The 22,281-nt window shown below is 61.2% G+C and carries 21 protein-coding genes and 1 pseudogene; 8 read left to right on the top strand and 14 right to left on the bottom strand.

Annotation, left to right across the window (positions count from 1 at the left end; translation table 11 throughout):
• Nucleotides 1–132: 132 nt before the first annotated feature.
• Together DXD49_RS06480 and DXD49_RS06475 are read left to right on the top strand one after the other, a co-directional pair.
• Complete coding sequence (locus tag DXD49_RS06480) at nucleotides 133–1,992, top strand: ABC-F family ATP-binding cassette domain-containing protein (RefSeq protein ID WP_117794535.1); 1,860 nt, start codon at nucleotides 133–135, stop codon at nucleotides 1,990–1,992.
• 6 nt (nucleotides 1,993–1,998) lie between these two features.
• Nucleotides 1,999–2,769 (top strand): Cof-type HAD-IIB family hydrolase, encoded by a 771-nt coding sequence (locus DXD49_RS06475; protein ID WP_117735566.1) that lies wholly within the window; start codon nucleotides 1,999–2,001, stop codon nucleotides 2,767–2,769.
• 232 nt (nucleotides 2,770–3,001) lie between these two features.
• Here the strand turns inward: DXD49_RS06475 and DXD49_RS06470 are convergent, their stop codons facing one another.
• The 5 genes from DXD49_RS06470 to DXD49_RS06450 form a co-directional block, all read right to left on the bottom strand.
• Nucleotides 3,002–4,954 carry a heavy metal translocating P-type ATPase gene (locus DXD49_RS06470; protein ID WP_199568980.1) on the bottom strand — a complete coding sequence of 651 codons (1,953 nt, stop codon included), beginning with the start codon at nucleotides 4,952–4,954 and terminating at the stop codon, nucleotides 3,002–3,004.
• A 99-nt stretch (nucleotides 4,955–5,053) separates the two neighbouring features.
• Nucleotides 5,054–5,272 (bottom strand): cation transporter, encoded by a 219-nt coding sequence (locus DXD49_RS06465; RefSeq protein ID WP_117583778.1) that lies wholly within the window; start codon nucleotides 5,270–5,272, stop codon nucleotides 5,054–5,056.
• A gap of 63 nt (nucleotides 5,273–5,335) precedes the next feature.
• On the bottom strand, nucleotides 5,336–5,704 hold the full coding sequence (locus DXD49_RS06460) for a helix-turn-helix transcriptional regulator (RefSeq protein ID WP_117794534.1): 369 nt from the start codon (nucleotides 5,702–5,704) through the stop codon (nucleotides 5,336–5,338).
• 410 nt (nucleotides 5,705–6,114) lie between these two features.
• Nucleotides 6,115–7,314, bottom strand: coding sequence for a hypothetical protein (locus DXD49_RS06455; protein WP_158564868.1), 1,200 nt, complete (start codon nucleotides 7,312–7,314; stop codon nucleotides 6,115–6,117).
• A 429-nt stretch (nucleotides 7,315–7,743) separates the two neighbouring features.
• Nucleotides 7,744–8,712, bottom strand: coding sequence for a 3'-5' exonuclease (locus DXD49_RS06450; RefSeq protein WP_117794532.1), 969 nt, complete (start codon nucleotides 8,710–8,712; stop codon nucleotides 7,744–7,746).
• 171 nt (nucleotides 8,713–8,883) lie between these two features.
• Between DXD49_RS06450 and DXD49_RS06445 the strand changes: the two genes are divergently transcribed.
• On the top strand, nucleotides 8,884–9,972 hold the full coding sequence (locus DXD49_RS06445; RefSeq protein ID WP_117794531.1) for a putative manganese transporter: 1,089 nt from the start codon (nucleotides 8,884–8,886) through the stop codon (nucleotides 9,970–9,972).
• Nucleotides 9,973–9,991: 19 nt separating this feature from the next.
• Here the strand turns inward: DXD49_RS06445 and DXD49_RS06440 are convergent, their stop codons facing one another.
• Nucleotides 9,992–10,474 carry a DUF188 domain-containing protein gene (locus DXD49_RS06440; protein WP_117794530.1) on the bottom strand — a complete coding sequence of 161 codons (483 nt, stop codon included), beginning with the start codon at nucleotides 10,472–10,474 and terminating at the stop codon, nucleotides 9,992–9,994.
• On the bottom strand, nucleotides 10,475–11,077 hold the full coding sequence (locus DXD49_RS06435) for an HdeD family acid-resistance protein (RefSeq protein ID WP_117794529.1): 603 nt from the start codon (nucleotides 11,075–11,077) through the stop codon (nucleotides 10,475–10,477).
• Between the two features lie 265 nt (nucleotides 11,078–11,342).
• Here DXD49_RS06435 and DXD49_RS06430 point away from each other — a divergent pair, with 265 nt between their 5' ends.
• The 3 genes from DXD49_RS06430 (at nucleotide 11,343) to DXD49_RS06420 (ending at nucleotide 13,292) form a co-directional block, all read left to right on the top strand.
• On the top strand, nucleotides 11,343–12,014 hold the full coding sequence (locus tag DXD49_RS06430) for a nitroreductase family protein (protein ID WP_117794528.1): 672 nt from the start codon (nucleotides 11,343–11,345) through the stop codon (nucleotides 12,012–12,014).
• Nucleotides 12,015–12,095: 81 nt separating this feature from the next.
• Nucleotides 12,096–12,638: a histidine phosphatase family protein gene (locus DXD49_RS06425; RefSeq protein WP_117794527.1), complete on the top strand. Its 543-nt coding sequence runs from the start codon at nucleotides 12,096–12,098 to the stop codon at nucleotides 12,636–12,638.
• Between the two features lie 18 nt (nucleotides 12,639–12,656).
• Nucleotides 12,657–13,292, top strand: coding sequence for a histidine phosphatase family protein (locus DXD49_RS06420; RefSeq protein ID WP_117742975.1), 636 nt, complete (start codon nucleotides 12,657–12,659; stop codon nucleotides 13,290–13,292).
• 132 nt (nucleotides 13,293–13,424) lie between these two features.
• Here the strand turns inward: DXD49_RS06420 and DXD49_RS06415 are convergent, their stop codons facing one another.
• The 3 genes and pseudogenes from DXD49_RS06415 to DXD49_RS10070 form a co-directional block, all read right to left on the bottom strand.
• On the bottom strand, nucleotides 13,425–14,105 hold the full coding sequence (locus DXD49_RS06415) for a DUF1015 family protein (protein WP_117794526.1): 681 nt from the start codon (nucleotides 14,103–14,105) through the stop codon (nucleotides 13,425–13,427).
• A gap of 39 nt (nucleotides 14,106–14,144) precedes the next feature.
• Nucleotides 14,145–14,831 (bottom strand): M20/M25/M40 family metallo-hydrolase, encoded by a 687-nt coding sequence (locus DXD49_RS09785; protein WP_233541759.1) that lies wholly within the window; start codon nucleotides 14,829–14,831, stop codon nucleotides 14,145–14,147.
• A gap of 119 nt (nucleotides 14,832–14,950) precedes the next feature.
• Nucleotides 14,951–15,106: pseudogene (locus tag DXD49_RS10070) on the bottom strand (M20/M25/M40 family metallo-hydrolase); the annotation flags it as partial.
• Between the two features lie 406 nt (nucleotides 15,107–15,512).
• On the opposite strand from DXD49_RS10070, the gene DXD49_RS06405 reads away from it, so the two are divergent.
• On the top strand, nucleotides 15,513–16,562 hold the full coding sequence (locus tag DXD49_RS06405) for a hypothetical protein (protein ID WP_117794525.1): 1,050 nt from the start codon (nucleotides 15,513–15,515) through the stop codon (nucleotides 16,560–16,562).
• 348 nt (nucleotides 16,563–16,910) lie between these two features.
• Here the strand turns inward: DXD49_RS06405 and DXD49_RS06400 are convergent, their stop codons facing one another.
• From DXD49_RS06400 to DXD49_RS09775, 4 genes are all read right to left on the bottom strand, one after another.
• Complete coding sequence (locus DXD49_RS06400) at nucleotides 16,911–18,074, bottom strand: phosphoglycerate dehydrogenase (protein ID WP_117794524.1); 1,164 nt, start codon at nucleotides 18,072–18,074, stop codon at nucleotides 16,911–16,913.
• A gap of 71 nt (nucleotides 18,075–18,145) precedes the next feature.
• Nucleotides 18,146–19,270, bottom strand: coding sequence for a 3-phosphoserine/phosphohydroxythreonine transaminase (gene serC, locus DXD49_RS06395; RefSeq protein WP_117794523.1), 1,125 nt, complete (start codon nucleotides 19,268–19,270; stop codon nucleotides 18,146–18,148).
• Between the two features lie 226 nt (nucleotides 19,271–19,496).
• Nucleotides 19,497–20,060 (bottom strand): TrkA C-terminal domain-containing protein, encoded by a 564-nt coding sequence (locus tag DXD49_RS09780; RefSeq protein ID WP_199406659.1) that lies wholly within the window; start codon nucleotides 20,058–20,060, stop codon nucleotides 19,497–19,499.
• 50 nt (nucleotides 20,061–20,110) lie between these two features.
• Nucleotides 20,111–21,058, bottom strand: coding sequence for a potassium/proton antiporter (locus DXD49_RS09775; RefSeq protein WP_199406660.1), 948 nt, complete (start codon nucleotides 21,056–21,058; stop codon nucleotides 20,111–20,113).
• A gap of 290 nt (nucleotides 21,059–21,348) precedes the next feature.
• On the opposite strand from DXD49_RS09775, the gene DXD49_RS06385 reads away from it, so the two are divergent.
• The gene (locus DXD49_RS06385; protein WP_117735593.1) at nucleotides 21,349–22,188 is read left to right on the top strand and encodes a metallophosphoesterase; all 840 of its coding nucleotides are present in this window, start codon (nucleotides 21,349–21,351) and stop codon (nucleotides 22,186–22,188) included.
• Nucleotides 22,189–22,281 lie beyond the last annotated feature (93 nt).

Here is a 22,281-nt window from a genome sequence, read left to right as displayed (position 1 = left end):
GCGAGATGGCCCGCCTTTTTGCTCTGCGACCGAATCGACCACCACAAAGGGGACAGGCACCTTCGTGGTGGTTTGGGGTGGGGCTCGCTGCTATCATGGACAACGTTGAATTTCTACGAAGGAGCAGGGCATATGGCGATTCTTTTGGGATGCGATTCCGTCAGCCTAGAGTTTCCCACCAAGCATATTTTCGATAGCGTGACGCTCGGCGTGGGCGAGGGCGACCGCATTGGTATTGTCGGTAAAAACGGCGACGGCAAGTCGACGCTGCTGAGCGTGCTCGCTGGCACGCTGGAGCCCAACGACGGACGCGTGACGCACCGCCGCGGCACGACGATCGGTCTGCTCGGCCAAAAGGACAACCTGGTCGATACTGATACCGTGCACCATGCCGTTGTGGGCGACGCCCCCGAGTACGAGTGGGCGTCGAGCCCCCGCACGCGCCAGATCCTCGCCGGCCTCATCAGCGATGTGCCCTGGGAGGGCACGGTGGGCGAGCTTTCGGGCGGTCAGCGCCGTCGCGTGGACCTCGCGCGCTTGCTGATCGGCGATTACGACGTGCTCATGCTCGACGAGCCCACCAACCACCTGGATATGCGCACCATCAACTGGCTCGCGCGTCACTTAAAGGCCCGCTGGCAGCGCGGCCAGGGTGCCATGCTCGTGGTCACGCACGACCGCTGGTTCTTGGACGAGGTCTGCACCAGCATGTGGGAGGTCCACGACGGCCAGGTCGATCCCTTCGAGGGCGGCTATTCGGCATATATCCTGCAGCGCGTGGAGCGCGACCGCATGGCCGCCGTTACCGAGGAGCGCCGTCGCAACATGGCGCGCAAGGAGCTCGCGTGGCTGAGCCGCGGTGCCCAGGCTCGTTCCACCAAGCCCAAGTTTCGCGTGGATGCCGCTCGCGAGCTGATCGCCGACGTGCCGCCCGTGCGTGACGAGCTGGAGCTCAAGCGCCTCGCCGTGAGCCGCCTAGGCAAGCAGGTTATCGATGTGGTCGACGTGGACGCCGGCTATGCGGATGTCGATGGCGCGCCCAAGCAGGTACTCTCCGACGTGACCTGGTTCATTGGTGCGGGCGACCGCTATGGTCTTTTGGGCGAGAATGGCGCTGGCAAGTCGACGCTGCTTGATGTGATCCAGGGCAAAATTGCGCCCACGCGCGGCCGCGTGAAGATTGGCCAGACAGTGCGCTTTGGCGTGCTGTCGCAGCAGCTCGAGGAGCTCGAGCCCTTCATGGGCGACACGATTCGCGAGGTGCTCAGCAACTATAAGAAGTACTACGTCATCGACGGCAAGGAGACTTCGCCCGAGAAGCTCTGCGAGCGTCTGGGCTTTACGACGCAGCAGCTCTGGAGCCGCATCGGCGATCTTTCGGGCGGCCAGCGCCGTCGCCTGTCGCTGCTGCTGACAATCCTGGACGAACCCAACGTGCTCATCCTGGACGAGCCCGGCAACGACCTGGATACCGACATGCTCGCGATTGTCGAGGACCTGCTCGACGGCTGGCCCGGCACGTTGATCCTGGTGACGCACGACCGCTTTTTGATGGAGCGCGTGACCGACCAACAGTGGGCGCTGCTCGACGGCCACCTGACGCATATGCCCGGTGGCGTGGACCAGTACCTGCGCCTGTGCAACGCTACCGCCGAGGGCGAGCCCGTGGGCGCGCCGAGCGCCAAGACCTGCACGTTTGACACCGGTGCCGCGGCAGCTGCGGCCGAAAAGCCCAAGACGAGCGGGCAGCCCAATGGCCTTTCCAACGCCGAACGTCAGAAGCTCCGCCGCGAGGTGAGCTCGCTCGAGCGCAAGATGGAGACGCAGCGCGCTCGCGTTGAGGAGGCCGAGGCCGCGATGGCCCAGGTCGATCCCACCAACTACACGGCGCTCGGCGAGCAGCAGGCAAAGATCGACGAGGCTCACGCCGCCATGGACGAGCTGGAGATGGCGTGGCTCGAGGCGAGCGAAAAGCTCGAGGGCGAGGAGTAAGCGAGAATGATCAAAGCCGCGTTTTTCGATATCGACGGTACGCTGCTGAGCTTTAAGACCCACCGGATTCCGGCGTCGGCGCAGCAGGTGCTCGACAGCTTTCGCGAGCAGGGGATTGCGTGCGTGATCGCCACGGGCCGTCCGACCTACCAGATGCCGGACTGGCTGTTCGACCTGGGCTGGGATGCGTACATTACGCTTTCGGGCCAGCACTGCTTTGATGCCGAGGGAGTTTACCGCAGCTGCCCGATCGATCCGGACGACGTCGCGGTGATTGTGGACCAGGTGGCGCAGGGGCGCTACGACTCGCTGTGCATGCAGGGCGAGAACTCGTTTGTGAACCGCCTGTCCGAGCGCGTGGTGACGGCTGGCAGCAACGCGGGAATCGTCTACCACGAGGAGCCGTTTGAGCACGCCTTTGACGCACCGGTCTACCAGTTCTGCGCCTTTGTGGACCCGGCCGACGAACATATCGTGACCGACGCCGTGTCGCATTCGCTCACCACGCGCTGGTGCGACCTGTTCTGCGACATTATTCCCGCTAACGGCGGCAAGGACCTGGGCGTGGCGGCGACGCTCGAGCGGCTTGGTATCGACGCGAGCGAGGCGATTGCCTTTGGCGACGGCGAGAACGACCTGTCGATGTTTGCCGCCGTGGGCACGAGCGTGGCCATGGGCAACGCACAGGACACGGTGAAGGCTGCGGCGACCTATGTGACGACCGCCGTGGATGACGACGGCATCTACAACGCCGCGAAGCACTTTGGACTGTTATAGCTGCGGCTCGGCACTTGGGGACGGTCCTTTTCTGCCGGCAGCTGGGGACACTCCTTGCGCGTGGTGTGCCGTGTCGCCCTGCTTGTCCCACGCATTTTGTGAAACAGGGTTAACTTTTTAACCAACTAGTAAGACACTGGCAACTTTTGCGGTAAAGTAAATCAGGTAAAAGTATCCAAAGTCTAATTAGAAGCCATCGCGAAAGGCGGCCCCGGCCGGACAGCCACGTATGCTACAGGTTCTTGACACCCATCGCGCGCATGGCGTTCAGGATAGCGATGATCGCCACGCCCACGTCGCCAAAGACAGCGAGCCACATGTTGGCGATGCCGAGCGCCGCGAGCACAAGGATCAGCAGCTTAATACCCAGCGCAAAGATGATGTTCTGCCAAACAATCGACATGGTCTTGCGAGCCACGCGGATCGCGCGGGCGATGTTGGACGGCTTGTCATCCATCAGCACGACATCCGCCGCCTCGATCGCAGCGTCGGAGCCCATGGCGCCCATGGCGATTCCGACGTCGGCTCGCGTAAGCACAGGCGCGTCGTTGATACCGTCGCCGACAAAGGCGAGCTTGCACTTGCCGCTTTCGGCCGCGATCAGCGCTTCAACGCGCTCGACCTTGTCGCCCGGCAGCAGCTGCGCGTGGAACTCGTCGAGGCAGAGCTGCTTGGCCACCGCAGCAGCCACTTCCTCGCGGTCGCCCGTGAGCATGACGGTGCGCTTGACGCCGGCGGTGTGCAGGTCGCAAATCGTTTGCTCGGCATCGGCCTTGACGGTGTCAGAGATGACGATATGGCCGGCATAGATGCCATCGACCAGCACGTGAAGAATTGTGCCGACGACCTCACAATCGGGCGCTTCGATGCCGGCCGCAGCGAGCATCTTGGCGTTGCCGACGACGACGGGCTTGCCGTCGACGGTCGCCGTCACGCCATGGCCCGCGTCGTTGGTGGAGTCGCTGACGCGCTTGGGATCGAGCTCGCCCTGGAAGGCAGCGCGTACCGACTGCGCGATGGGGTGGTCGGAGAACGACTCGGCAAGGGCTGCAACCTCGAGCAGCGATTGCTCGGTGTAGCCTGCCTCGGGGTGTACCGCGACAACCGAGAACGTGCCGTTGGTGAGCGTGCCGGTCTTGTCGAAGACGACGGTGTCAACATCGGCGAGCGCCTCGAGGTAGTTGGAGCCTTTGATGAGGACGCCCAGCTTGGACGCACCGCCGATGCCGCCAAAGAAGCTCAACGGCACGCTAATCACCAGTGCGCACGGGCAGCTGACGACGAGGAAGGTCAGACCGCGCAGAATCCAGTCGGGCCAGGCGCCGGTGACCAGGCCGCCGCCGAGCGCGAGTACCGCGGCGGCGCCGGTGACGGCGGGCGTGTAGACGCGGGCGAAGCGCGTGATGAAGTTCTCGGTGCGCGCCTTCTTTTCGCTGGCGTTTTCTACGAGCTCCAGGACGCGCGCGACGGTGGACTCGCCAAATGGCTTGGTGGTGCGCACGCGGATGAGGCCCGTCATGTTGATGCAGCCACTGATGATATCGTCTCCGGACTTGGCGGGGCGGGGGACTGACTCGCCCGTGAGCGCGGCGGTGTCGAGCTGGGTTTCGCCCTCGACGAGGACGCCGTCGATAGGCACGCGTTCGCCGGGCTTGACGACGATCACGGTGCCGACGGCGATGTCATCGGGGAAGACCTGCTCGAGCATGCCGTTAGCCTGCTCAACGTTGGCGTAGTCGGGGGCGATGTCCATCATGGCGCTGATCGACTTGCGGCTCTTGCCCACGGCGTATGCCTGGAACAGTTCGCCAACCTGGTAGAACAGCATGACGGCGGCGCCTTCAGCCATGTGCGGATCGGTGTCGGGGAAGAGCACCATGGCAAACGCGCCGATGGTCGCGACGGCCATGAGAAAGCTCTCGTCAAACGCCTTGCCGCGGCGGATGTTGTTGAATGCCTTTTGCAGCACGTCATGGCCGGCGATCAAAAACGGCACGAGGAACAGCACGAAGCTGGCATAGACGTCGGCGGGTTCGCCAAATGTGGCCGTGAGGGCGCCGAGCTCGTCGAGGGCATAGACTACGACAAAAATACCCAGTGCTATCAAGATGCGATTGCGCTTGTGTTCAAGCGACTCTTTCTTCTTACGTTTCTTCTTTTTCTTCTTGGAGTCGGCGGTTGCCATGATTCAAACCTCCCATTTGAATGTATGAACACTCGCTCATATTACATCGCGGGCAAAGGCCGCGGCGACCGCGGCCTTGCCAATCAGCGTATACGCGGACTAGAGAATGATCTCGCAGTCAGGCTCGGCGTCGGCGGTGAACTCCACGACACGGTCGAGCACCTCGTCGAACTCAGCGTCGTCGGCCTCGAGCGTCAGCTTCTGGGTCATAAAGTTGACGGACACGGATTTGACACCCTCGAGCTTGGCCAGCTCGTCCTGAAGCTCGCGCGCGCAGTTGGCGCAGTCGATCTCGTCGAGCTTGAACTGCTTTTTCATGATGGGTTCCTTTCCCTGTATTTGCGGCTTGGGTGCAGACCGCGCTGGTACCGTGGTTGGTCGTTATTCGCAGATGTGGCTCATGCCTTGGTTGAGCATGGTGTAGACATGATCGTCGGCGAGCGAGTAGAGGATGTTGCGCCCGTCGCGCCGGAATTTAACCAGGTGCGACTGTTTGAGCGTGCGCAGCTGGTGCGACACCGCGGACTGCGAGGTCGCAGTCGCCTCGGCGATGTCGGCCACGCAGAGTTCGCGGCCCATGAGAGCGTAGAGGATCTTGATACGCGTGGTGTCGCTGAAAACCTTGAACAAGTCGGCAAGGTCGTACAGCAGCTCCTCGTCGGGAAGGTCCTCGGGCGAGCAAGTGGTGGGGATGTCGGGCACGATGGTGGTGTCGATGTCGGTCCTTATTTCATCGGCGTGTTCGCTCATTACAATATCCTTTCATATGAACATGTGCTCATATAACTTACTTCCGAGTATATGAGCGCATGTTCATATGTCAATATAATTTGCGAAATTTTTTGCTGTCGATTGGCCCCAGAGGCGGCTAAGGGCATTGTGGACGTGGTTAAGGCCGCCGATGCCAACGTGGGTATCCCGGCGACGTGCAAAATCGGGAGTTTTCAGCATCGACGAGGGGTTATTTATTGCATGATACGGCGTCGTTTGCCGCCACAGGGCTTTACTGGAGTGCAAATGGCAACAGATATTCCCCAGCTGTTGCCTAAATTACATCGAATACAGCGGCTTCGGTGCAAAATGGGGCAATTCGGCCGCCCTCGGATACTCGGCTCTGCTGAAAACTCCCGTTTTTGCACGTCGCCGGGGTACCCACCCTGTCAGTCCGCCTCTGTTCTGGCCCCGTACACCCTGCCTTCGGGTGTGGAGGTGCTTGTTTGGGCGAACTCCGGGCAATCCAGCTCGATGACTTGCATGTCGTCGATGGCCGGGACATTGTTGATCGTCGGGTCGTCCAGCGAGATGCCCTCGAGCACTGCGCGCTCGAGCTCAAGTGCATTACCCTGCGCTGCGTCTTGACGGAGGAGCTCCTCAATACGCTTCTTTTCCTCGATAAATCTCCTGAGCACAAATTGTCGCAGCTCTTCTTGCTTGATTGCGAAATCTTTGGGCAGGCGCGATGGGCGAATGCCCTCCTTTCGCTGGATTGCCTCCATAACCCTGGCGAAGGCGCTGGCGTGCATAAAGGAATAGCGACTGACGGTAATGATTCCGTAGCCCATGGACGCCAGCGCGTTCTTGCGCTCTTCGTCAATGGCGCGGTCTTCTTCGGCATCGTGCTGAAATCCGTTGTATTCGATGTCGGTTCGGGACCGCTTGAGATATGCATCCATATAGAACTTTTCGCGCCGCGTGAGATTCTTTGCGGCAGCTGTGACCTTTACTTCGTAGTCGGTCTCGATCTCGCTAATGCCAAGACCGCCCTCGCGCCTGGGTAGCGTGAGCATCATGACAAACGCCGTTTCCATCGGCGATCGGCATCCGTCCCGCACGCATTGGATGGCTTTTCGGGCAAGTTCGAGGCCCTTGCAGTCGATGAGGGAGTTAAAGAAATGTTTAAGGCTCGAAGTCGAGGTGAGCGCGAAGCGCTCGGTATAGGATGTCGAGGCATCGTGCCCAAGGGAATAGGCGCCACACAGTTCGAAGTAGTACTCCACAAGTTCGCGAAAGGGAAGATAGGTTGCGGCCTGAAGCGCACAGAGTTCGACGCCGACAATATAGATGTCGTCGGCAAGCTTGATAAAGCGCGAGCCCGCGAATCGCTTGGATGATACGTGGCACTTGCAGCCCGTCATGCTGCGCACGTTTGCGCGCTCGAACACCGTTGTATCGAGCGGGGCATCGTTATCCAGAGCGACGTTGTGCCTGGCGAGCCAGTCGGCGGCAGAGTCGAGCAGCTCCTTGCTGGGGCGCGCCCCGTAGATCTTGGCAGGGCTGCAGGGCTCGGTGCCAATTGCGGATACCGAGTATGCGGCTTGGTAGACCGCTTTTGCCGTGTTATGTGAAAGCACGATACTCATACAGATAGCATGGCAGACCAGGCAGCGGGTTTCGCAATGAACGCCAAGGTAAAATGTCGCGGCATAACAAAAGCTGTCCAAGCACTTGACGTCAATGATGGAGAAAGATGCTATTTGGAGCATTGTCGCAGCTCGCTGACTACGCAGACCTCCACAACTGATGCTGGTCAGCATCGTTTTGATGCAAAGACGGCGTCAACAAAAATGTGCAATTTGGCTTGAACATGCGCAGATGAAGTTCTTGGTTATGCGGCGGCTAGACATCGGAGGCTGGAGGGCCGCGTTGTACGGCGCGAAAAACAGGCCGATATCCGCTTGGACATCGGCCCGTATTGCGTCGCTTGAGAGGAGCGCCTCGGCGTGTCGCTTTTGCGCGGGGCGCTATGGTCCGGCAAGTATTGCTCGCGAATGGCGCCTCTGCTTGGCAATCTACTTGGCAAACAGGTTCTTGAGGTTGAACTCGGCCTGCACCGTGCGGAGCATGAGGTCGGTGTCGTCGAGGCCCAGGTGCTGCTCGTTGGCGTCGGGCGCGAGGGTGCCGCGACGGCGTGCCCAGTTCTCGAGCGCGGCGGGGGCGGACTCGCGGGGGAGCGAGCGGACGTCGGCATCCAGGCTGCGGCAGATCTGGCGCGAATCGATGACGATAATCTTGCCGGCACGGCGCGCCTCGGCGTAACCGTCCAGGTGAATTTTGAACCAGCTGTCCTCGAACGCGGCGTTATGCGCCATGTACGGGTACTTCTTCATAAGCTTGAGCAGCTGCTTCTGCAGTTCCTTGTTCTCGCGGAACGGCTTTTTGCCGTCGATGTCGTCCCAGGTGATGTGGTGGATATTCGACAGCGGCACATCTTCGCCGCGGTAGATGTCGGGCAGGCCACAGTAGTGCGCCTCGGCGTCATGCGGGACGGCGTCGCTAGTGAGTTCCATGATCTCCCAGCCGACGTTGATGATATAACCGCGTTCGGGTGCACGGCCGGTGGTCTCGATGTCGATACCGAGCACGGTGCCCTGGATGGGCTTACGGGCGTAGGCCACGCCGAGCGCGTCGCGGTCGCCGCGGATCTCGCGCATAACGGACGCGGCGGTGCGCTTTTGCATCTTGCCGATGGCGGCGCAGGTGTCGGCATCGGACAGGCCGCGCGAAAGCGTCGCGGGCGTCACGTTGCGCAGGCGCGCCTCGCCGATCTGATCGCACAGGTCGCGGTTGCGGTCGGCCAGGTCGCGCACGGTGGCAAAGTCGAAACCGGGGTCGCCCTCGGCGGTAAAGTACTCGGTTTCGAGCGCCTTAAGGGCCCCCTCGCCCTTCTGGCGCTCGGACTCCATGGCGCCGTGATCGCCATAGATAAACATGGGAATAAACGGCTGGCGCTCGTATTCGAGTGCTTGCGAAACGTTCATAGGCTGCTCCTTGGACGGGCCGCGTCGCGCGGCTCGGGGTTACTGAGTTGTGGCGAGATGATAGTTTACCATGGGCAACTATTGGCACCGCGCCCGGGACTACTACAATACCCTAGTTGACCGCTAGGACTTTTACAATGCTGCCGAAAGACACGAAAGGTTCCATCCGTCATGGATTTACTGATAGATATTCTGCTCGATGCCGGCAAAGACACGCTCTCGCTGGTGCCGTTTTTGTTGGTGACGTACCTTGCGCTCGAGACGCTCGAGCATGTTGCGGGCGACCGCGTTAACGGCGCCATCAAGCGCGCTGGCGCTGCGGGCCCCGTGGTTGGCTCGTTGTTGGGCATGGTGCCGCAGTGCGGCTTTTCGGCCATGGCGGCCACGCTGTACGCCGGTCGCGTCGTGACGCTGGGCACGCTGGTTGCGGTGTTCCTCTCGACCTCAGACGAGATGCTGCCGCTGTTGCTAGCCGAGCAAGTTCCCGTGCAGACCATGGCGATGCTTTTGGCTTCGAAGGCGCTGATCGCGCTGGTCACGGGCTTTATCGTGGATGCCGCCATTCGCGGCCTGCGTCGTAACGCTCGCGCGCATGCGGCGATTCGCCGTACCGTGCTGGGAACCGCGGCCAACCCGGCCCACGTGAACTGCGCGCACGATGACCACACTGGCGGTGACATCATCGACGAGGTGGCCGAGGCGGGCGTGAGCGCCGACCACATCCACGAGTTGTGCGAGCGCGACCATTGCGGCTGTGATGAAGACGAGGACGAGCACGAACACGGACATGGCCACGATCACGGTCATGAGGGCGAGCATGAACATCATGATGGCCACGGTCGCTCCCACTCACACGAAGGTGCGCCCGCCGTGTCGATTATCCGCAGCGCCATCTCGCATACCGTGCAGGTATCGGTATTCATTTTCCTGGTGACGCTGATTCTGGTCGCCGTGCTCGAGACCTTCGGCGAGTCCGCAATCGAGCAGTTCCTGCGCGGCAACGAGACGCTCGCCGTCCTGGGTTCGGCGCTTGTCGGCCTGATCCCCAACTGTTCTGCGAGTGTGGTCATCACGCAACTGTACCTGGAAGGCGCGCTGCAGCTGGCCCCGATGCTCGCCGGCACGCTCATCTCTGCCGGCGTGGGCTACCTGGTGCTGTTCCGCACCAATCGCAGCGCCCGCGAAAACGTCCTGTTCCTGATCATGATGTACGTTATCGGTGCCGGCTGGGGACTCGTTCTCTCCGCCTTTGGTCTCTAAGCTCAAAATTCTACCTTGGTCAGCGTAGCAGCTCGGTGAGGTTGCGCTTAAAGCGGGCGCGATCTTCGCTGGTGAAGGCTGCCGGCCCGCGGGTGCGACCGCCAGCGCGGCGCACCTTCTTTTCTTCGTGACGAATAAACAGCTGCATATCGATGGTCGCTTTGTCGTAGACGCGCCCGCGCACGCCGATGGCGGCGGCATCGCGTCCGAGCACCATGCTCGCCAGACCTATGTCCTGCGTCACGACCACGTCGCCAGTCTGCAGGCGCTCAATAATGGCAAAGTCGGCGCTATCGGCTCCCACACTCACATCGAGCGTCGTGACCCAAAAGCCCCGACGCGCATGCTCGGCGTCGCGCGGATCGTCGCGGCGAATGTGGCGTTCCAGGTTTTGCGTGCTGTTGCCGACGATAACGACGGCAACGCCCGCCCTCCGCGCGCAGTCGATCGACTCGCGCGTGACCGGGCAGGCGTCGGCATCAATAAAAAGCGTCTTTGGCATCTAGCGCACCAGTTTGCCAAATTGAATAGCGCGAACAATCAGTGTCACGCCAAACACCAGCAGCGCGGCGCCGCTAAAGATGACGAGCATCTTGGCCGACCACAGCGGATAGATAAACACGAACATGCCCGCAATGATGGAGAGTGCGCCGCTCAGGATGGCGAGGGCGCGGTTGGCGGAAAGTTCGGATTCCAGAATCGACATGACGCCCTCGACGATCCAGCCAAAGCCGGCGACGACCACTACAAGCGTGGTGAGCGTCGCGGTCGAGAAGGCCTGATTGCGCAGGATTATGACGCCGCCCAGAATGATGAGCAGGTTGGAGATGATGCTCGTCACGCGCCAGCCGGCGGGCAGCAGCGGCTCAAAAATGGCGGTGAACAGCCTAATGGCAGCGGTGATTACAAAGTAAAAACCCAGGACGGTCGTCAGGAAGATGAGGGACTTGGCGGGCGCAAACAGCAGCGCGATGCCGGCGATGAGCGCGATGACACCCGTGATGGCGTAGATCCAGCGCACAGCCTTGATTGCCTTACCTGCCATGCTTTTCTCGTCAAATCCAAACAGGTTCGACTGCTGGCCATCGTTCTTAAAGATGCCCATAAGGTCTCCTTTCCGTGTGGTGCACGTCGCGTTCATTGCTCTCCGTGCGGCGTGTGCCAAAAGTGCTGCATCAAGTATCGCCCAAGGGCGCCGTCGCGTGGGGTGGGAAGGGCGATTGGGAGCCTCATCTTCCCGAATTGTTACCTTTGTTCCCGTTTGGATGTGGGCTATTCAACAGGTGTAGAACATTATGCCGTTGAGTGTAATTGCCTACGTTTTAGGTTAGATTTTCTTAAGAACAATTGGCTTTTATTGGGGGGTCCCTATGAACGAAGCAGTTCCCGTGGTGCCGTCGAGCGTGGAGTCGATGGCAAAGCAAGGTTGCGAAAAGCTTGGCCTGGACACGTTTGACGCGCTGGTCCGCCGCGCCCGTACGTGCCGCCGCTTTGACGAGTCCATGCGCGTGCCGCGCGAGTTTTTGCTCGAGCTGGCGGAGCTGGCGCACCTGGCCCCTTGCGGCGCCAACGCTCAGCCTCTGCGTTTTCGTGTGGTGAGCGGTGCAGAGGACTGCGCGCGCGTATTTGATGAGCTCGCGTGGGCCGGCGCGCTCAAGGATTGGCCGGGTCCCGATGAGGGCGAGCGCCCGACCGGCTACATCGCGATTCTTGCCGAGCGCCCCGTTCCCGGCAAGCCCGCCGCGCCTATCACCGAGGTCGACACGGGCATAGCGGCTCAGACGATGATGCTCGCCGCTCGCAGCGCCACGCCCGAGGTGGCGGCCTGCATGTTCAAGGCCTTTACGCCCCGCGCGATCGACGCCATGGGGCTCGACGGCGACAAGTATGAGCTCAAGCTGATCATGGCTTTTGGCGTGCCGGCCGAGACCCAGGTTATCGACGCGATCGATTCCAACCCCGACGGTTCTATTAATTACTGGCGCGACGAGGCGCAGGTGCATCACGTGCCCAAGCGTCCGCTTGCCGACGTGCTGGTGTAGTTGCGTCGTTGCGGTGCAATCCGGCGGCAAAACCACCACAAAGGGGACAGGCACCTTTGTGGTGGTGCGAGGGGAGGGCATGTGGCCGATCTGTTTTTGGTGCGGCATGGGCAGACCGAGCTCAATGTGCAGAACATTTTGCAGGGCTGGCATGATTCGCCGCTTACGGCGCGCGGGCGCGAGCAGGCGCTGGCGACGCGTGCAGCGTTTGCGGACCGTGGCGTGACCTTTGACCATGTGTATTCTTCTCCGTTGGGCCGGGCGCGGCGTACGGCTGGGCTAATTGCTGGTGAGGGCCGCTCCATAGAGCTGGTCGATGACCTGCGCGAGTGGCATTTGGGATCGCTGGAGGGCACATCAAACCGCGAGATGCCGCCTCAGCCATGGGGCGATTATCCGGTCGCGTTTGGCGGTGAGTCGGAAGCGCAATTCCGGGCGCGTATGGTCGCGGCGCTGTCCCGCATTATGGCCCGACCGCAGCACAACTGCGTGTTGGCAGTCTCCCACGGCTCAGCCTGCCAGGAGTTTCTTGAGTATGTGACTGGCGGGGGAGAGCAGCCCGACAACGGTGCCGTGCTCCATTTTGGCTATTGCGACGGGGCGTTTTCGCTCCTTGATTGGTAACGAACGGAAGGATCCCCTATGAATAAAGACTTGTATCTGGTCCGTCATGGACAGACAATATTTAACCTTAAGCGCATCATTCAGGGGTGGAGCGATTCGCCGCTTACGCAGTTGGGCTGCGACCAGGCGGCGCGCGCCGGCATGTTCTTGCGAGCGCGCGGCATTGAGCCCGATCATGCCTACACCTCGACGCTGCATCGCACGGAGCAGACCATCGCCAGCCTGTGGCCGGGCCTTGCCTACGAGCGCCTGGATGGCCTGTGCGAGTGGTTCTTTGGCGACTTTGAGGCCGAACGCGTGATGCTCATGCCCGAGCGTCCGTGGCGTGACTTCTATCGCCAGTTTGGCGGCGAGGGGCAGATGCGGGTGCGTGAGCGCATGGTGGCGACGTTGACCGATCTGATGCGACGCCCGGACCATTCGTGCGTGCTCGCGGTGAGCCACGCCTCGGCCATCAAGGAGTTTTTGGATCATGTGAGGGGAGCGGCGGCCGACGAGCGCGAGCGCGTGCCGGGCAACTGTTCGGTGCTGCACTTTGCGTTTGACGATGCGACCGAAACGTTTGAGCTGGTTGAAGTCTTTACGCAGGAAGATTATGCGCGTGAGCTGGGTCTTGAGCCGTTGACGGCGGCAGCGGGTCCACAGCGCGGGTAACGCAGGCGTGACGATACGGGTCGCCGACATACTTGCTCGATGCAAAAGGGGCGGAGATGCATGCGCTGGCATTGCATCTCCGCCCTTCGTTTGTTGGACTGCCGAGTCTTTGCGCTAAGCGTTTAAGTCCTGCTAGTATCGTGCGATCTGGTGAGTGAGCAGACCCGTTGGAACCTGCGGCGCGCCACCTGCGACCTGCGCGGTAGGGAACAGCGCGGAAATGACAAAGTTGAACGGCTCCTTGCCCGTGTAGGTGCCGGCAGCGCGGGCCTCGTCTGCCAAGAGCTGTGCCGCCCCTGCCAGCGCGGCGACATAGGCCGGATCGTCTGCGGGGGCAGGCTCCGGTGCCTGGTCGAGCATAGCGTGGATGGCGGCAACGGCGTCATTGCGTTTGACCTCCCACACGCGATGCGTAATGCCGGCGGGGTCGGTGACGGCATAGAGCGACGCGCCCTCTTTGGCGGCGCCGAGGATGATATCCATGACGGGCGAGGCTTCGTAAGCAAGCGTTACAGGGCGGGGCTGCACCTTAAACTCGGTGATTGCACGGGCGGCTGTGGCCGCATCTGCGGAGGCCGCGTCGTCGCCCGCCAGCACGCTGACCGGGCAAATCGCCACAACGCCCGTCACGCGCCCTGGCTCTCCGGAGCATTCGTACACGTAATATGCCGAGCCCGGATCTTTGAGCATGAGCCCGTCGGCAATGGCGTCGCACAGGGCATCGTTGCCGCCCAAGATGGCGTCCATCTGCGGCAGCGCCTCGAGCACGCGGTCCTGAGCCGGGCGGATGCAGGGAAACGGAAGTGCTTTCATGGGCGGTCCTAACGCGCGAGTCGGTTTGTTCGCGGCTTATTATGCCCCAACTTGGCCGCTCGCGTCCCAGAGCACGTTATCGGCGAGCGCGATGAGCACCTGCTGGCAACGAACGATATCGGCGTGGGGCACATACTCGTTGGGCTTGTGCGCGAGCGACCCGGGGCCGTAGCTCATGCAATTGCGGTTGCCTGTCTTGCCGGCAATGACGGCGGTGTCGGTGTAGCCGGCAAAGAAGCCGACGGTCGTGTCCACGTCCGTCACGTCATCGGCGGCACGCTTGAGTGCGGCTAGAAGGGGAGAGCTCGTGTCGCGCTCAATGGCGGGGCGATCGCCCGTCACAGCGTAGCTGCCATGGCAGCCGGGAACCGCGGCCTCGGCAGCGATAATGGCCTGCTTGACCATATTGATTGCGGCGGCCGTATCGGTCGGCGGCGTCAGGCGCATGTCGACCCAGACCTTGGCGTGGTCGGGCGCGACGTAGGGGCGATAGCCGCCCTCGATTTGTCCAAACGTAATGGTCGAAGGCCCCAGCTCATCATGCACGGGCAGCGCCGCGAACGCATGGCGAAGCGAACACACGACCTCGGCCATGGCGGCGACGGCGTCTGCACCCTTCCAAGGCTGACTCGCATGCGCCGTGCCGCCGGCCATCTCAATTTCGAACCACGTGCGCCCCTTGTGCGCCACCTGAATCTGCCCGTCGGTGGGCTCGGTGTCCAGCACCCATTCGTGCGAGCCGATCCAGCCGGAACCGATGGCGGCCTCGGAGCCGGCATAAAGTCCTCCTCGTCTACCGAGCAGATGAGTGAGAAGCCACGGCGGGGCAGCTCGCCGCTTGTCGCTATGCGCTCGAGTACGTGGACAATCACGGCAATGGCGCAGGCCAGGCCACCCTTCATGTCGCAGGCACCGCGGCCATAGAGCTTATCGTCCCGCACGATCGCTCCGAGCGGCGGAATGTCCGCGTCCCAGCCATAGCCAAGCGTAAGGGTATCCATATGGCAGATATAGACCAGCCGCGGCTCGTCGCTCAAACCGGGCGCGGTGACCATGAGGTTGCGGCGTCCGGGGAGCACTTCGAGCTCCTCAATCTGCACGGCCTCGAGCGTAGAACTATCAAGTTGTGCCAGCTGCTGCTCAATGAGCCTCTTAATGAAGCGCTCAATCTCGTCCTCATATGCGCCCGGGTCTGAGCTGTCAACCTTCACAAGGTCCTGCGCAAGCCGCCGGGCAAAGTCCTCATCAACCATATGCAACCTCACAATTAGTCTGCTTTCCAAACTGATTGTGAGCCTCCTGAGAGATCCGCGGCGCGCGCGTGGCGGTATTTACCGTTCGCAGGCGGAGCCATCGCGTTTGCCGTCCGAGCGGGCTCACAAACGACGTAGTGGGTACGTACCCTTCATGGACGACATGCTGTGCGACATATCTGCCTTTCGGTATCACCGGATACCTCCACAGGTCTTGGCAATAATGCCAGACCTGCCCGATTCTGCGGACGATCCGCGCAGGGAGCACCTATGCGAGCATCCGCTCGTCACGCATTTCCTGGGCACCCCGTTACATGTGTTGGCACAGGGCAGCTGCGGACGTAAGGGCGATCGCATCGTCAGGCATGTTTGGAACGGGGAGAGGCCGTTTGGCTCCGTGCGGCCGACAGAGTTTGGTCTCGATATCGCGTCCCCGCTCTTTACCTTGCTGACACTGGCCTCCTCGGTCTCAAACGAGCGACTGATCATGTGCATGTATGAGATGTGCGGCACCTTTGCCTTGTGCAAGATTGCGTCTCAGGTAAAGTCGGCGCTTGAACAGGCATACGGGGACCGGTGGGGCGATGCCCGGCTGGGCTGGGAAAACGTAAAGGATGCCTCGGGGAATCCAACGGACTTGTGGAAACGACCTCCCTTGATTGAGCTCTCTGAACTTGCAGAGTACGTCGATAAGATCCGGGGGCTTCGCGGTGCTAAATCGTTCACACGTGCCGCAAAATGCGTTACGGGGGTGGCGGCATCGCCGCTCGAGGTCCAGGCTTCGATGCTGTTTGGTCTTTCGAGGTTGCGTGGCGGTGAAGGGCTGCGCCTTACCAATAACGTTGAGATTCGTATGACGCGCAGTGCCCGTCTGATTTCGGGGCTTGATAGGCGCTATGCCGATATCCTGCTGGCAAATAAGGACGGCAGCCGAGAGTGCCTGGTTGAATGTCAAGGTAAAGCCATTCATGGATCCATAGAATCCAAGATCTCGGACTCCGATCGAACGACGGCCTTGCAAGCGATGGGATATCCCGTCGTTCTGATGACCTATGGCCAGCTGGTTGACTCCGATGCCTTCCGCGTAGTGATGGAACTCATCATGTCCTATCTCGATGTGCCGCTGAAAGACAAGACGTCGCGGCAGCAGGAGCTCGAACGGCGGCTTCGTGAGGAAATTTTTATCGATTGGGCGGGAATATAGTCGCGCAGGCAGAAAACGCTCGCGCGAGCTAGAGTTTTGGTCGCAAAAAGGCTTCAATTTTGCCTTGGAAGGGCTTTAAAAATGCTATCCATAAACAGTTGTTTCGGAAAATCGACAGTCAACTTGAATGTGGTATATAGAGATTGATTTTTACCTACTAAAGTCCCTGATAAAGCTGTTTATCAAAGCGGGTGTGCTTGGTGATTTGGGTCTTACTGTCGATTATCCGAAAAAACTTGTTCTGGGTATCATTTTAAAGTCGTCCGGAGCAACGAAATCGGCCCCCGTTTCGCGAAAACGGGGGCCGAATGGGGCTTCATGGCCTGCCTGGCAGGCTTGGCGCCGGCGCTATTTGATCACGCGCACGCGATGCATCGACGGAATCTGCTTGAGCGCCTCGATGGTGCTGCTGTCCAGGTGCTCGTCGGTGTCGAACATGGTGTAGGCGTTCTCGCCGGCGGACTCGTTGGTCATGCGCTGCACGTTGGCGTTGTCCTTGGCGAGGATTGCCGTGATCTGGCCGATCATGTTGGGTACGTTGGCATGCAGGCAGGCGATGCGGCTTGCGGCGCGCGCCTTGCCCATGCTGCAGGCGGGGTAGTTGACGCTGTGCGCGATGTTGCCGTTCTCCAGGTAGTCCTTGAGCTCGCTGATGGCCATATCGGCGCAGTTGGCCTCGGCCTCGCCGGTGCCGGCGCCCGAGTGCGTGGTGATAAACGTATTGGGCATCTTGACCGTCTTGGGCGTGGCAAAGTCGCAGCTAAACCAGCTCAACTTGCCCGCGCGCAGGGCGGCGTCAACGGCGTCCTCGTCAATGATGGTCTCGCGCGCATAGTTGATGAGCACGGCGCCCGGGGCCAGCAGGTCGATCTGCTCGGTGCTGATCATGCCGATGGTGTCGGCCTTGCTGGGCACGTGTACGGTGAGGTAGTCGCAGCCGCGGCAGAGATCTTCGAGCGTGCCCACGCGCTGCACCTCGCGGCTCAGCACCCACGCGTGCTCGACGGAAATGAACGGATCGTAGCCGTAGACGTCCATGCCCAGGTCGACGCAGGCGTTGGCGACCTTGGAGCCTACGTTGCCCAGACCGATGACGCCGATGCGCTTGCCTTTAAGCTCGCGGCCCACAAAGGCCTTCTTGGCCTTTTCGGCATCGACCTGAATCTCGGGGTCGTCGGCGTTGTCACGTACCCAGTTCATCGATTGCACCACGCCGCGGCTCGAAAGCACCAGCATGCCCAGGACGAGCTCTTTGACGGCGTTGCTGTTGGCGCCGGGGGAGTTAAAGACGACGACGCCCTTTTTGGCGTACTCCTCGACGGGGATGTTGTTGACGCCGGCGCCGCAGCGGGCGATGGCGCGGATGCCCTCGGGCAGCTCGTAGCCGTGCAGGTCGGTCGAGCGCATCAGGATGGCGTCGGCCTCCTCGGCGCTGCTTACAAACTCGTAGCCCTCGCCAAACTCGACTTTGCCGTCTTTGGTGATGTCGTCGATGGTCTTAATCTTGCGCATGGAAAACTCCTTAGCAGGTTTTGATCTAAACAGGGTGGTCTGAGGTGCCTGGTCGGCCCGCGTATTGCGGGCTAGTTAGATCGCGGACTCAAACTATGCTGCGCTTCGAAGTCCTTCATGTACGTGGCCAGTGCCTGCACGTCTTCCATGGTTACGGCGTTGTAGACGCTGGCGCGCATGCCGCCTACCATGCGATGGCCCTTGACGTTTTGAATCTGGTACTCGGCCGCTCCCGCGACAAAGGCAGCGTCGAGGTCGGCGTCGCCGGTGCGGAAGGTGACGTTGGCGATGGAGCGGCTGTCGGCTTGCGTGGTGCCATGGAACAGCTCGCTGTGCTCGAGCAGGTCGTAGAGCAGGTTGGCCTTGGCCCAGTTGCGCTCGGCCATGGCGGTAAGTCCGCCGGTCTCCTCGACCCAGCGGAATACCTTGCCGCATACGTAGATGCCAAAGGTGTTAGGCGTGTTGAGCATGGAGCCCTTGGCAGCCTGGGTTTTAAGGTCCATGTACTGCGGCGTCTGCGCAAAGGCAGGGCCTTTGGCGATGAGGTCGTCGCGCACGATGACCACGGTCACGCCCGCGGCGCCGGCGTTTTTCTGCGCGCCGGCGTAGATGAGTCCGTAGCGCTCAACGTCGAGCGGCTGCGACAGAAAGCAGCTCGAGACATCGGCGACCAGCGGCACATCGCCGCAATCGGGCAGCTCGTGGTACATGGTGCCAAAGATGGTGTTGTTCTGGCAGATGTAGACGTAGTCGAGCCCTTCGCCCGCGGCCTCGGCGGCAATGCGCGCGTTGATATTGGCCATGGTGGGTATGCGGTCGAAATCGGTGTCCTCGGAGCTAGCGAGCAACACGGCCTCGCCGTACTTGGAGGCCTCTTTGTATGCCTTGTTGGCAAAGTTGCCGGTCACGACGTAGCCGGCGCGGCCGCGGCGCATGAGGTTCATGGGGATGCCCGCAAACTGCAGCGTGGCGCCGCCCTGCAAAAACAGGACGCGGTAGTTGTTGGGGATGCTCAGCAGGCGGCGCAGGGTTGCCTCGGCGTCGTCGATAATCTGCTGGTACATGCTAGATCGATGGCTCATCTCGAGCACGGACATGCCGCAACCGCGGTAGTCCATCATCTCGTCGGCGATCTCGGCGAGCACGCTGGTGGGCAGCGCGGCCGGGCCAGCTGAGAAGTTGTGCACACGTGCCATCTTCTAGTTCCCCTCGTTGTTGTTTGAACGTTCGGGATACTTTAGCACAGTGGAGCGCCAGGCGCGACCGCATCTCGGTAAAACTCGACTGCGCCGCTATGATTTACAGGATGGTTACATGGGGGAGGGGTGCTTTACTTCTCAGGCAAATCCAAATCTGCGAGCGAAGGCATGGGGTTCTCTAGGCGCTTGATCTCTTCGTCGCAAATTAGCTACCCCATGGCCACTACGACGCCAGTGTAGCGATGACGGCTTCGTCGCCGGCGTATATAAGGGTGTTGCCGTCGGGGATGATCGTTTGGCCTTCGCGTTTGAGCATCACCACGATAAATGGGTGCTTGCCCTGCGGCACGTCACGCAGGCGCTGACCGGCCAGCCGACCGTGGGGCGTTACGGTGACCTCGCGCAGTGTAACCTCGGCACGCTCTTCAAACGTCGGCGCGGCCATCACCAGCAGGTCGCCTTCCTCAATCACGGTATTGCCATTGGGCAGCACCGGGTGCGCCCCGTCGCGCAGCACCAGGACCACGAGCATGTCCGTCGCGCTGCCAATATCCGCGAGCGAGCGCCCGGCAAACGGATGCCCCGCGCCTACCTTGAGCTTGACGAACGACATGCCGTTCTCATCGCGGTAATCGTTAAAGGTGCGGCGCACATCGCCTGCCGCATCGATCATATTGAGCTTTTTCGCCACCGCCGGCAGCAGCGAACCCTGTACCACAATGCTCGACACGGCAATCACAAAGACCAGGTCAAATAGGTCGTGCCCACCGGGAACGCCGGCAACCACGGCAAAGAGACTAAAGACGACCGAAGCTGCTCCGCGCAGGCCCGCCCAGCTTACGAGTGCGACCTGGCGGGGTTCGTCTTAAAGGACGCTAGGAGCACGCTGACGGCGATGGGGCGGCTCACGAAGAGCATAAACGCCATGAGCGCCAGGCCCGGCAGCAGCATTTGCGGCAGGCGGGCGGGCGTCACGAGCAGGCCGAGCAAGAAGAAGATCGTCATCTCGGCCATCTCGGTGAGGGTATCAAAGAAGTGCGCCATCTCGACCTTGCCGGTGATGTCGCTGGCCCCCAGCACAATGCCGGCAAGGTACACGGCCAAAAAGCCGTTGCCACCCAGGTAGCTCGGCAGTGCGTAGGCCACGATGGCCACGGCAAACAAAAAGATGATCTGCGCGCCCTCGGCTGTTGCATGCGCGCGCTCAATCAGGCGGCTGGATGCCCAGCCGATGGCAAGGCCCAGCCCCACGCCTAGGATAATCTGCTTGGCCAGCAGCATGGGGATGTCGATATTGCCGCCGGCCGCGAGGGTCGCGAGCACCGCGGTGAGCATGTAGGCGACGGGGTCGTTGGAGCCCGATTCGACCTCGAGCAGCGAGTCGGTGCCGCCCTTTAGCGACAGGTTGTGCTCGCGCAGAACGCTAAAGACGCTGGCCGCGTCGGTGGACGCCACAACCGAGCCCAGCAACAGGCCGCCGATCCAGTCGAAGCCCAGAACCAGGTGCGCAAACACGCCGGTGATGCCGGCGGTGATGACCACGCCGAGTGTGCTCAGCAGCACTGCAGGCGCGGCGACGGGTTTGGCGCGGTCGATGTTGGTGTTAAAACCGCCGTAGAACATGATGAACAGCAGCGCTGTGCTGCAGACGGTCTCGGTAAGCGCGTAGTCGCTAAAGTCGATGTGCGCCGGCCCGTTGACGCCCAGCAGCATACCCAGCGCGATAAAGATGAGCAGGGTGGGGAAGGGGAGCTTTTTGCCGACGGGTTTGATGGTCAGGCACAAAATGATGACGAGGAGATAAAGAGAAGGATCTGGTTCATGGACGGTGTCCGCTCCTGGGTGGTTGGCGTGGCACGGTCAATTGTCTGCGGTATTTGCACCCAAAGATGGTGGGTTTATGGGACTGGATTGCGGGCGTGCGCGATATCGTCATAGACGGCTGCCGTCTTTGCCTCTGCTCGGAAACCCTTTCCAGCTTTATTGCAACGGAGTACAATGGATAACGTTTAAGTTCAACTTGAAGTTTTAGTCGTGGCATCGGGCTTCGGCCGCAATGCAGGGAAAGGCGTTCCATGGCGATCTATGTGACATCCGATGCTCACGGGCACGTGCGTGCGCTTGACGAGGCCCTGTCCAAGATTTCGCTGGCGTCCGACGATACGCTGTATGTGCTGGGCGACATGATCGATCGCGGGCCCGATCCGGTCGGCGTTATTAAGCTTGTGCGCTCGCTGCCCAACGCTCGCGTGCTCAAGGGCAATCACGAGCAGATCATGCTCGACGCCATCATTGGCCAGGATCCGCTCGATGCCGAGACCTGGGATATCAACGGCGGTTGGACTACCCGTCAGCAGCTCAACGACATGGAATTTGAGGCGTACGAGGAGCTGATCCGCTGGGCTGCCGCCCTGCCGCTCTATGCAGTGGCCCAGACTGCCGAGCGCCCGTATTTGCTGGTGCATGCCGGCATCCAGACCGAGGCTGCTCGCGCGTTTTTGCTTGAGCACGGTGTCGATTGTGGCAACGGCAGGGGAGCGGTCGATGCCGATGCCGAGTTGCTGCAGCAGATGCTTGCGGTGCAGTCGTCCGATGACCTGCTGTGGATTCGCCATGGCTATTGGGATGCGCCGACGGGGCTGCTTTCTGTCGAGGGCAAGGGCCCGGTCGTGGTGAGCGGCCACACGCCCACGGTGTCGCTCGGGCGTTATTGCGAGGTCGGCGGCCTGGCGGGGCTCGATGAGGAGTCGGGCCGCGGGCAGATCGTGCGCCTGGGCGGCGAGGATACCGCCGGCGTGCCCGATCGCATCGACATCGACTGCGCCGCCGCCACTGGGTCGGAGTTTGGCCGCGTAGGTATCCTGCGGCTCGATGATGGGGCTGAGTTCTACGCGAATATCAATCCTGGAGAATGATGGCGCAAGGGGTAGCTAATTTGGAAATGATTTTTCTGGGACGGGGATTAAATAAGGCTCTGTTAGACCAGGATTGACATTCCGCCCCGTCAT

Source organism: Collinsella sp. TM05-38 (genome assembly GCF_003466445.1).
Classification (GTDB): Bacteria; Actinomycetota; Coriobacteriia; order Coriobacteriales; family Coriobacteriaceae; genus Collinsella.
This window is presented reverse-complemented; position numbering and strand designations above follow the sequence as displayed.

Bases quoted from the DNA above. Each gene is read 5' to 3' on its own strand.
- DXD49_RS06385 (WP_117735593.1), top strand. From the start codon at position 21,349: ATGGCGATCTATGTGACATCCGATGCTCACGGGCACGTGCGTGCGCTT.
- DXD49_RS06430 (WP_117794528.1), top strand. From the start codon at position 11,343: ATGAACGAAGCAGTTCCCGTGGTGCCGTCGAGCGTGGAGTCGATGGCA.
- DXD49_RS06440 (WP_117794530.1), bottom strand. From the start codon at position 10,474: ATGCCAAAGACGCTTTTTATTGATGCCGACGCCTGCCCGGTCACGCGC.
- DXD49_RS06420 (WP_117742975.1), top strand. From the start codon at position 12,657: ATGAATAAAGACTTGTATCTGGTCCGTCATGGACAGACAATATTTAAC.
- DXD49_RS06475 (WP_117735566.1), top strand. From the start codon at position 1,999: ATGATCAAAGCCGCGTTTTTCGATATCGACGGTACGCTGCTGAGCTTT.
- DXD49_RS06480 (WP_117794535.1), top strand. From the start codon at position 133: ATGGCGATTCTTTTGGGATGCGATTCCGTCAGCCTAGAGTTTCCCACC.
- DXD49_RS06470 (WP_199568980.1), bottom strand. From the start codon at position 4,954: ATGGCAACCGCCGACTCCAAGAAGAAAAAGAAGAAACGTAAGAAGAAA.
- DXD49_RS06445 (WP_117794531.1), top strand. From the start codon at position 8,884: ATGGATTTACTGATAGATATTCTGCTCGATGCCGGCAAAGACACGCTC.
- serC (WP_117794523.1), bottom strand. From the start codon at position 19,270: ATGGCACGTGTGCACAACTTCTCAGCTGGCCCGGCCGCGCTGCCCACC.
- DXD49_RS06460 (WP_117794534.1), bottom strand. From the start codon at position 5,704: ATGAGCGAACACGCCGATGAAATAAGGACCGACATCGACACCACCATC.
- DXD49_RS06405 (WP_117794525.1), top strand. From the start codon at position 15,513: ATGGACGACATGCTGTGCGACATATCTGCCTTTCGGTATCACCGGATA.
- DXD49_RS06455 (WP_158564868.1), bottom strand. From the start codon at position 7,314: ATGAGTATCGTGCTTTCACATAACACGGCAAAAGCGGTCTACCAAGCC.
- DXD49_RS06435 (WP_117794529.1), bottom strand. From the start codon at position 11,077: ATGGGCATCTTTAAGAACGATGGCCAGCAGTCGAACCTGTTTGGATTT.
- DXD49_RS06450 (WP_117794532.1), bottom strand. From the start codon at position 8,712: ATGAACGTTTCGCAAGCACTCGAATACGAGCGCCAGCCGTTTATTCCC.
- DXD49_RS06400 (WP_117794524.1), bottom strand. From the start codon at position 18,074: ATGCGCAAGATTAAGACCATCGACGACATCACCAAAGACGGCAAAGTC.
- DXD49_RS06415 (WP_117794526.1), bottom strand. From the start codon at position 14,105: ATGAAAGCACTTCCGTTTCCCTGCATCCGCCCGGCTCAGGACCGCGTG.
- DXD49_RS06465 (WP_117583778.1), bottom strand. From the start codon at position 5,272: ATGAAAAAGCAGTTCAAGCTCGACGAGATCGACTGCGCCAACTGCGCG.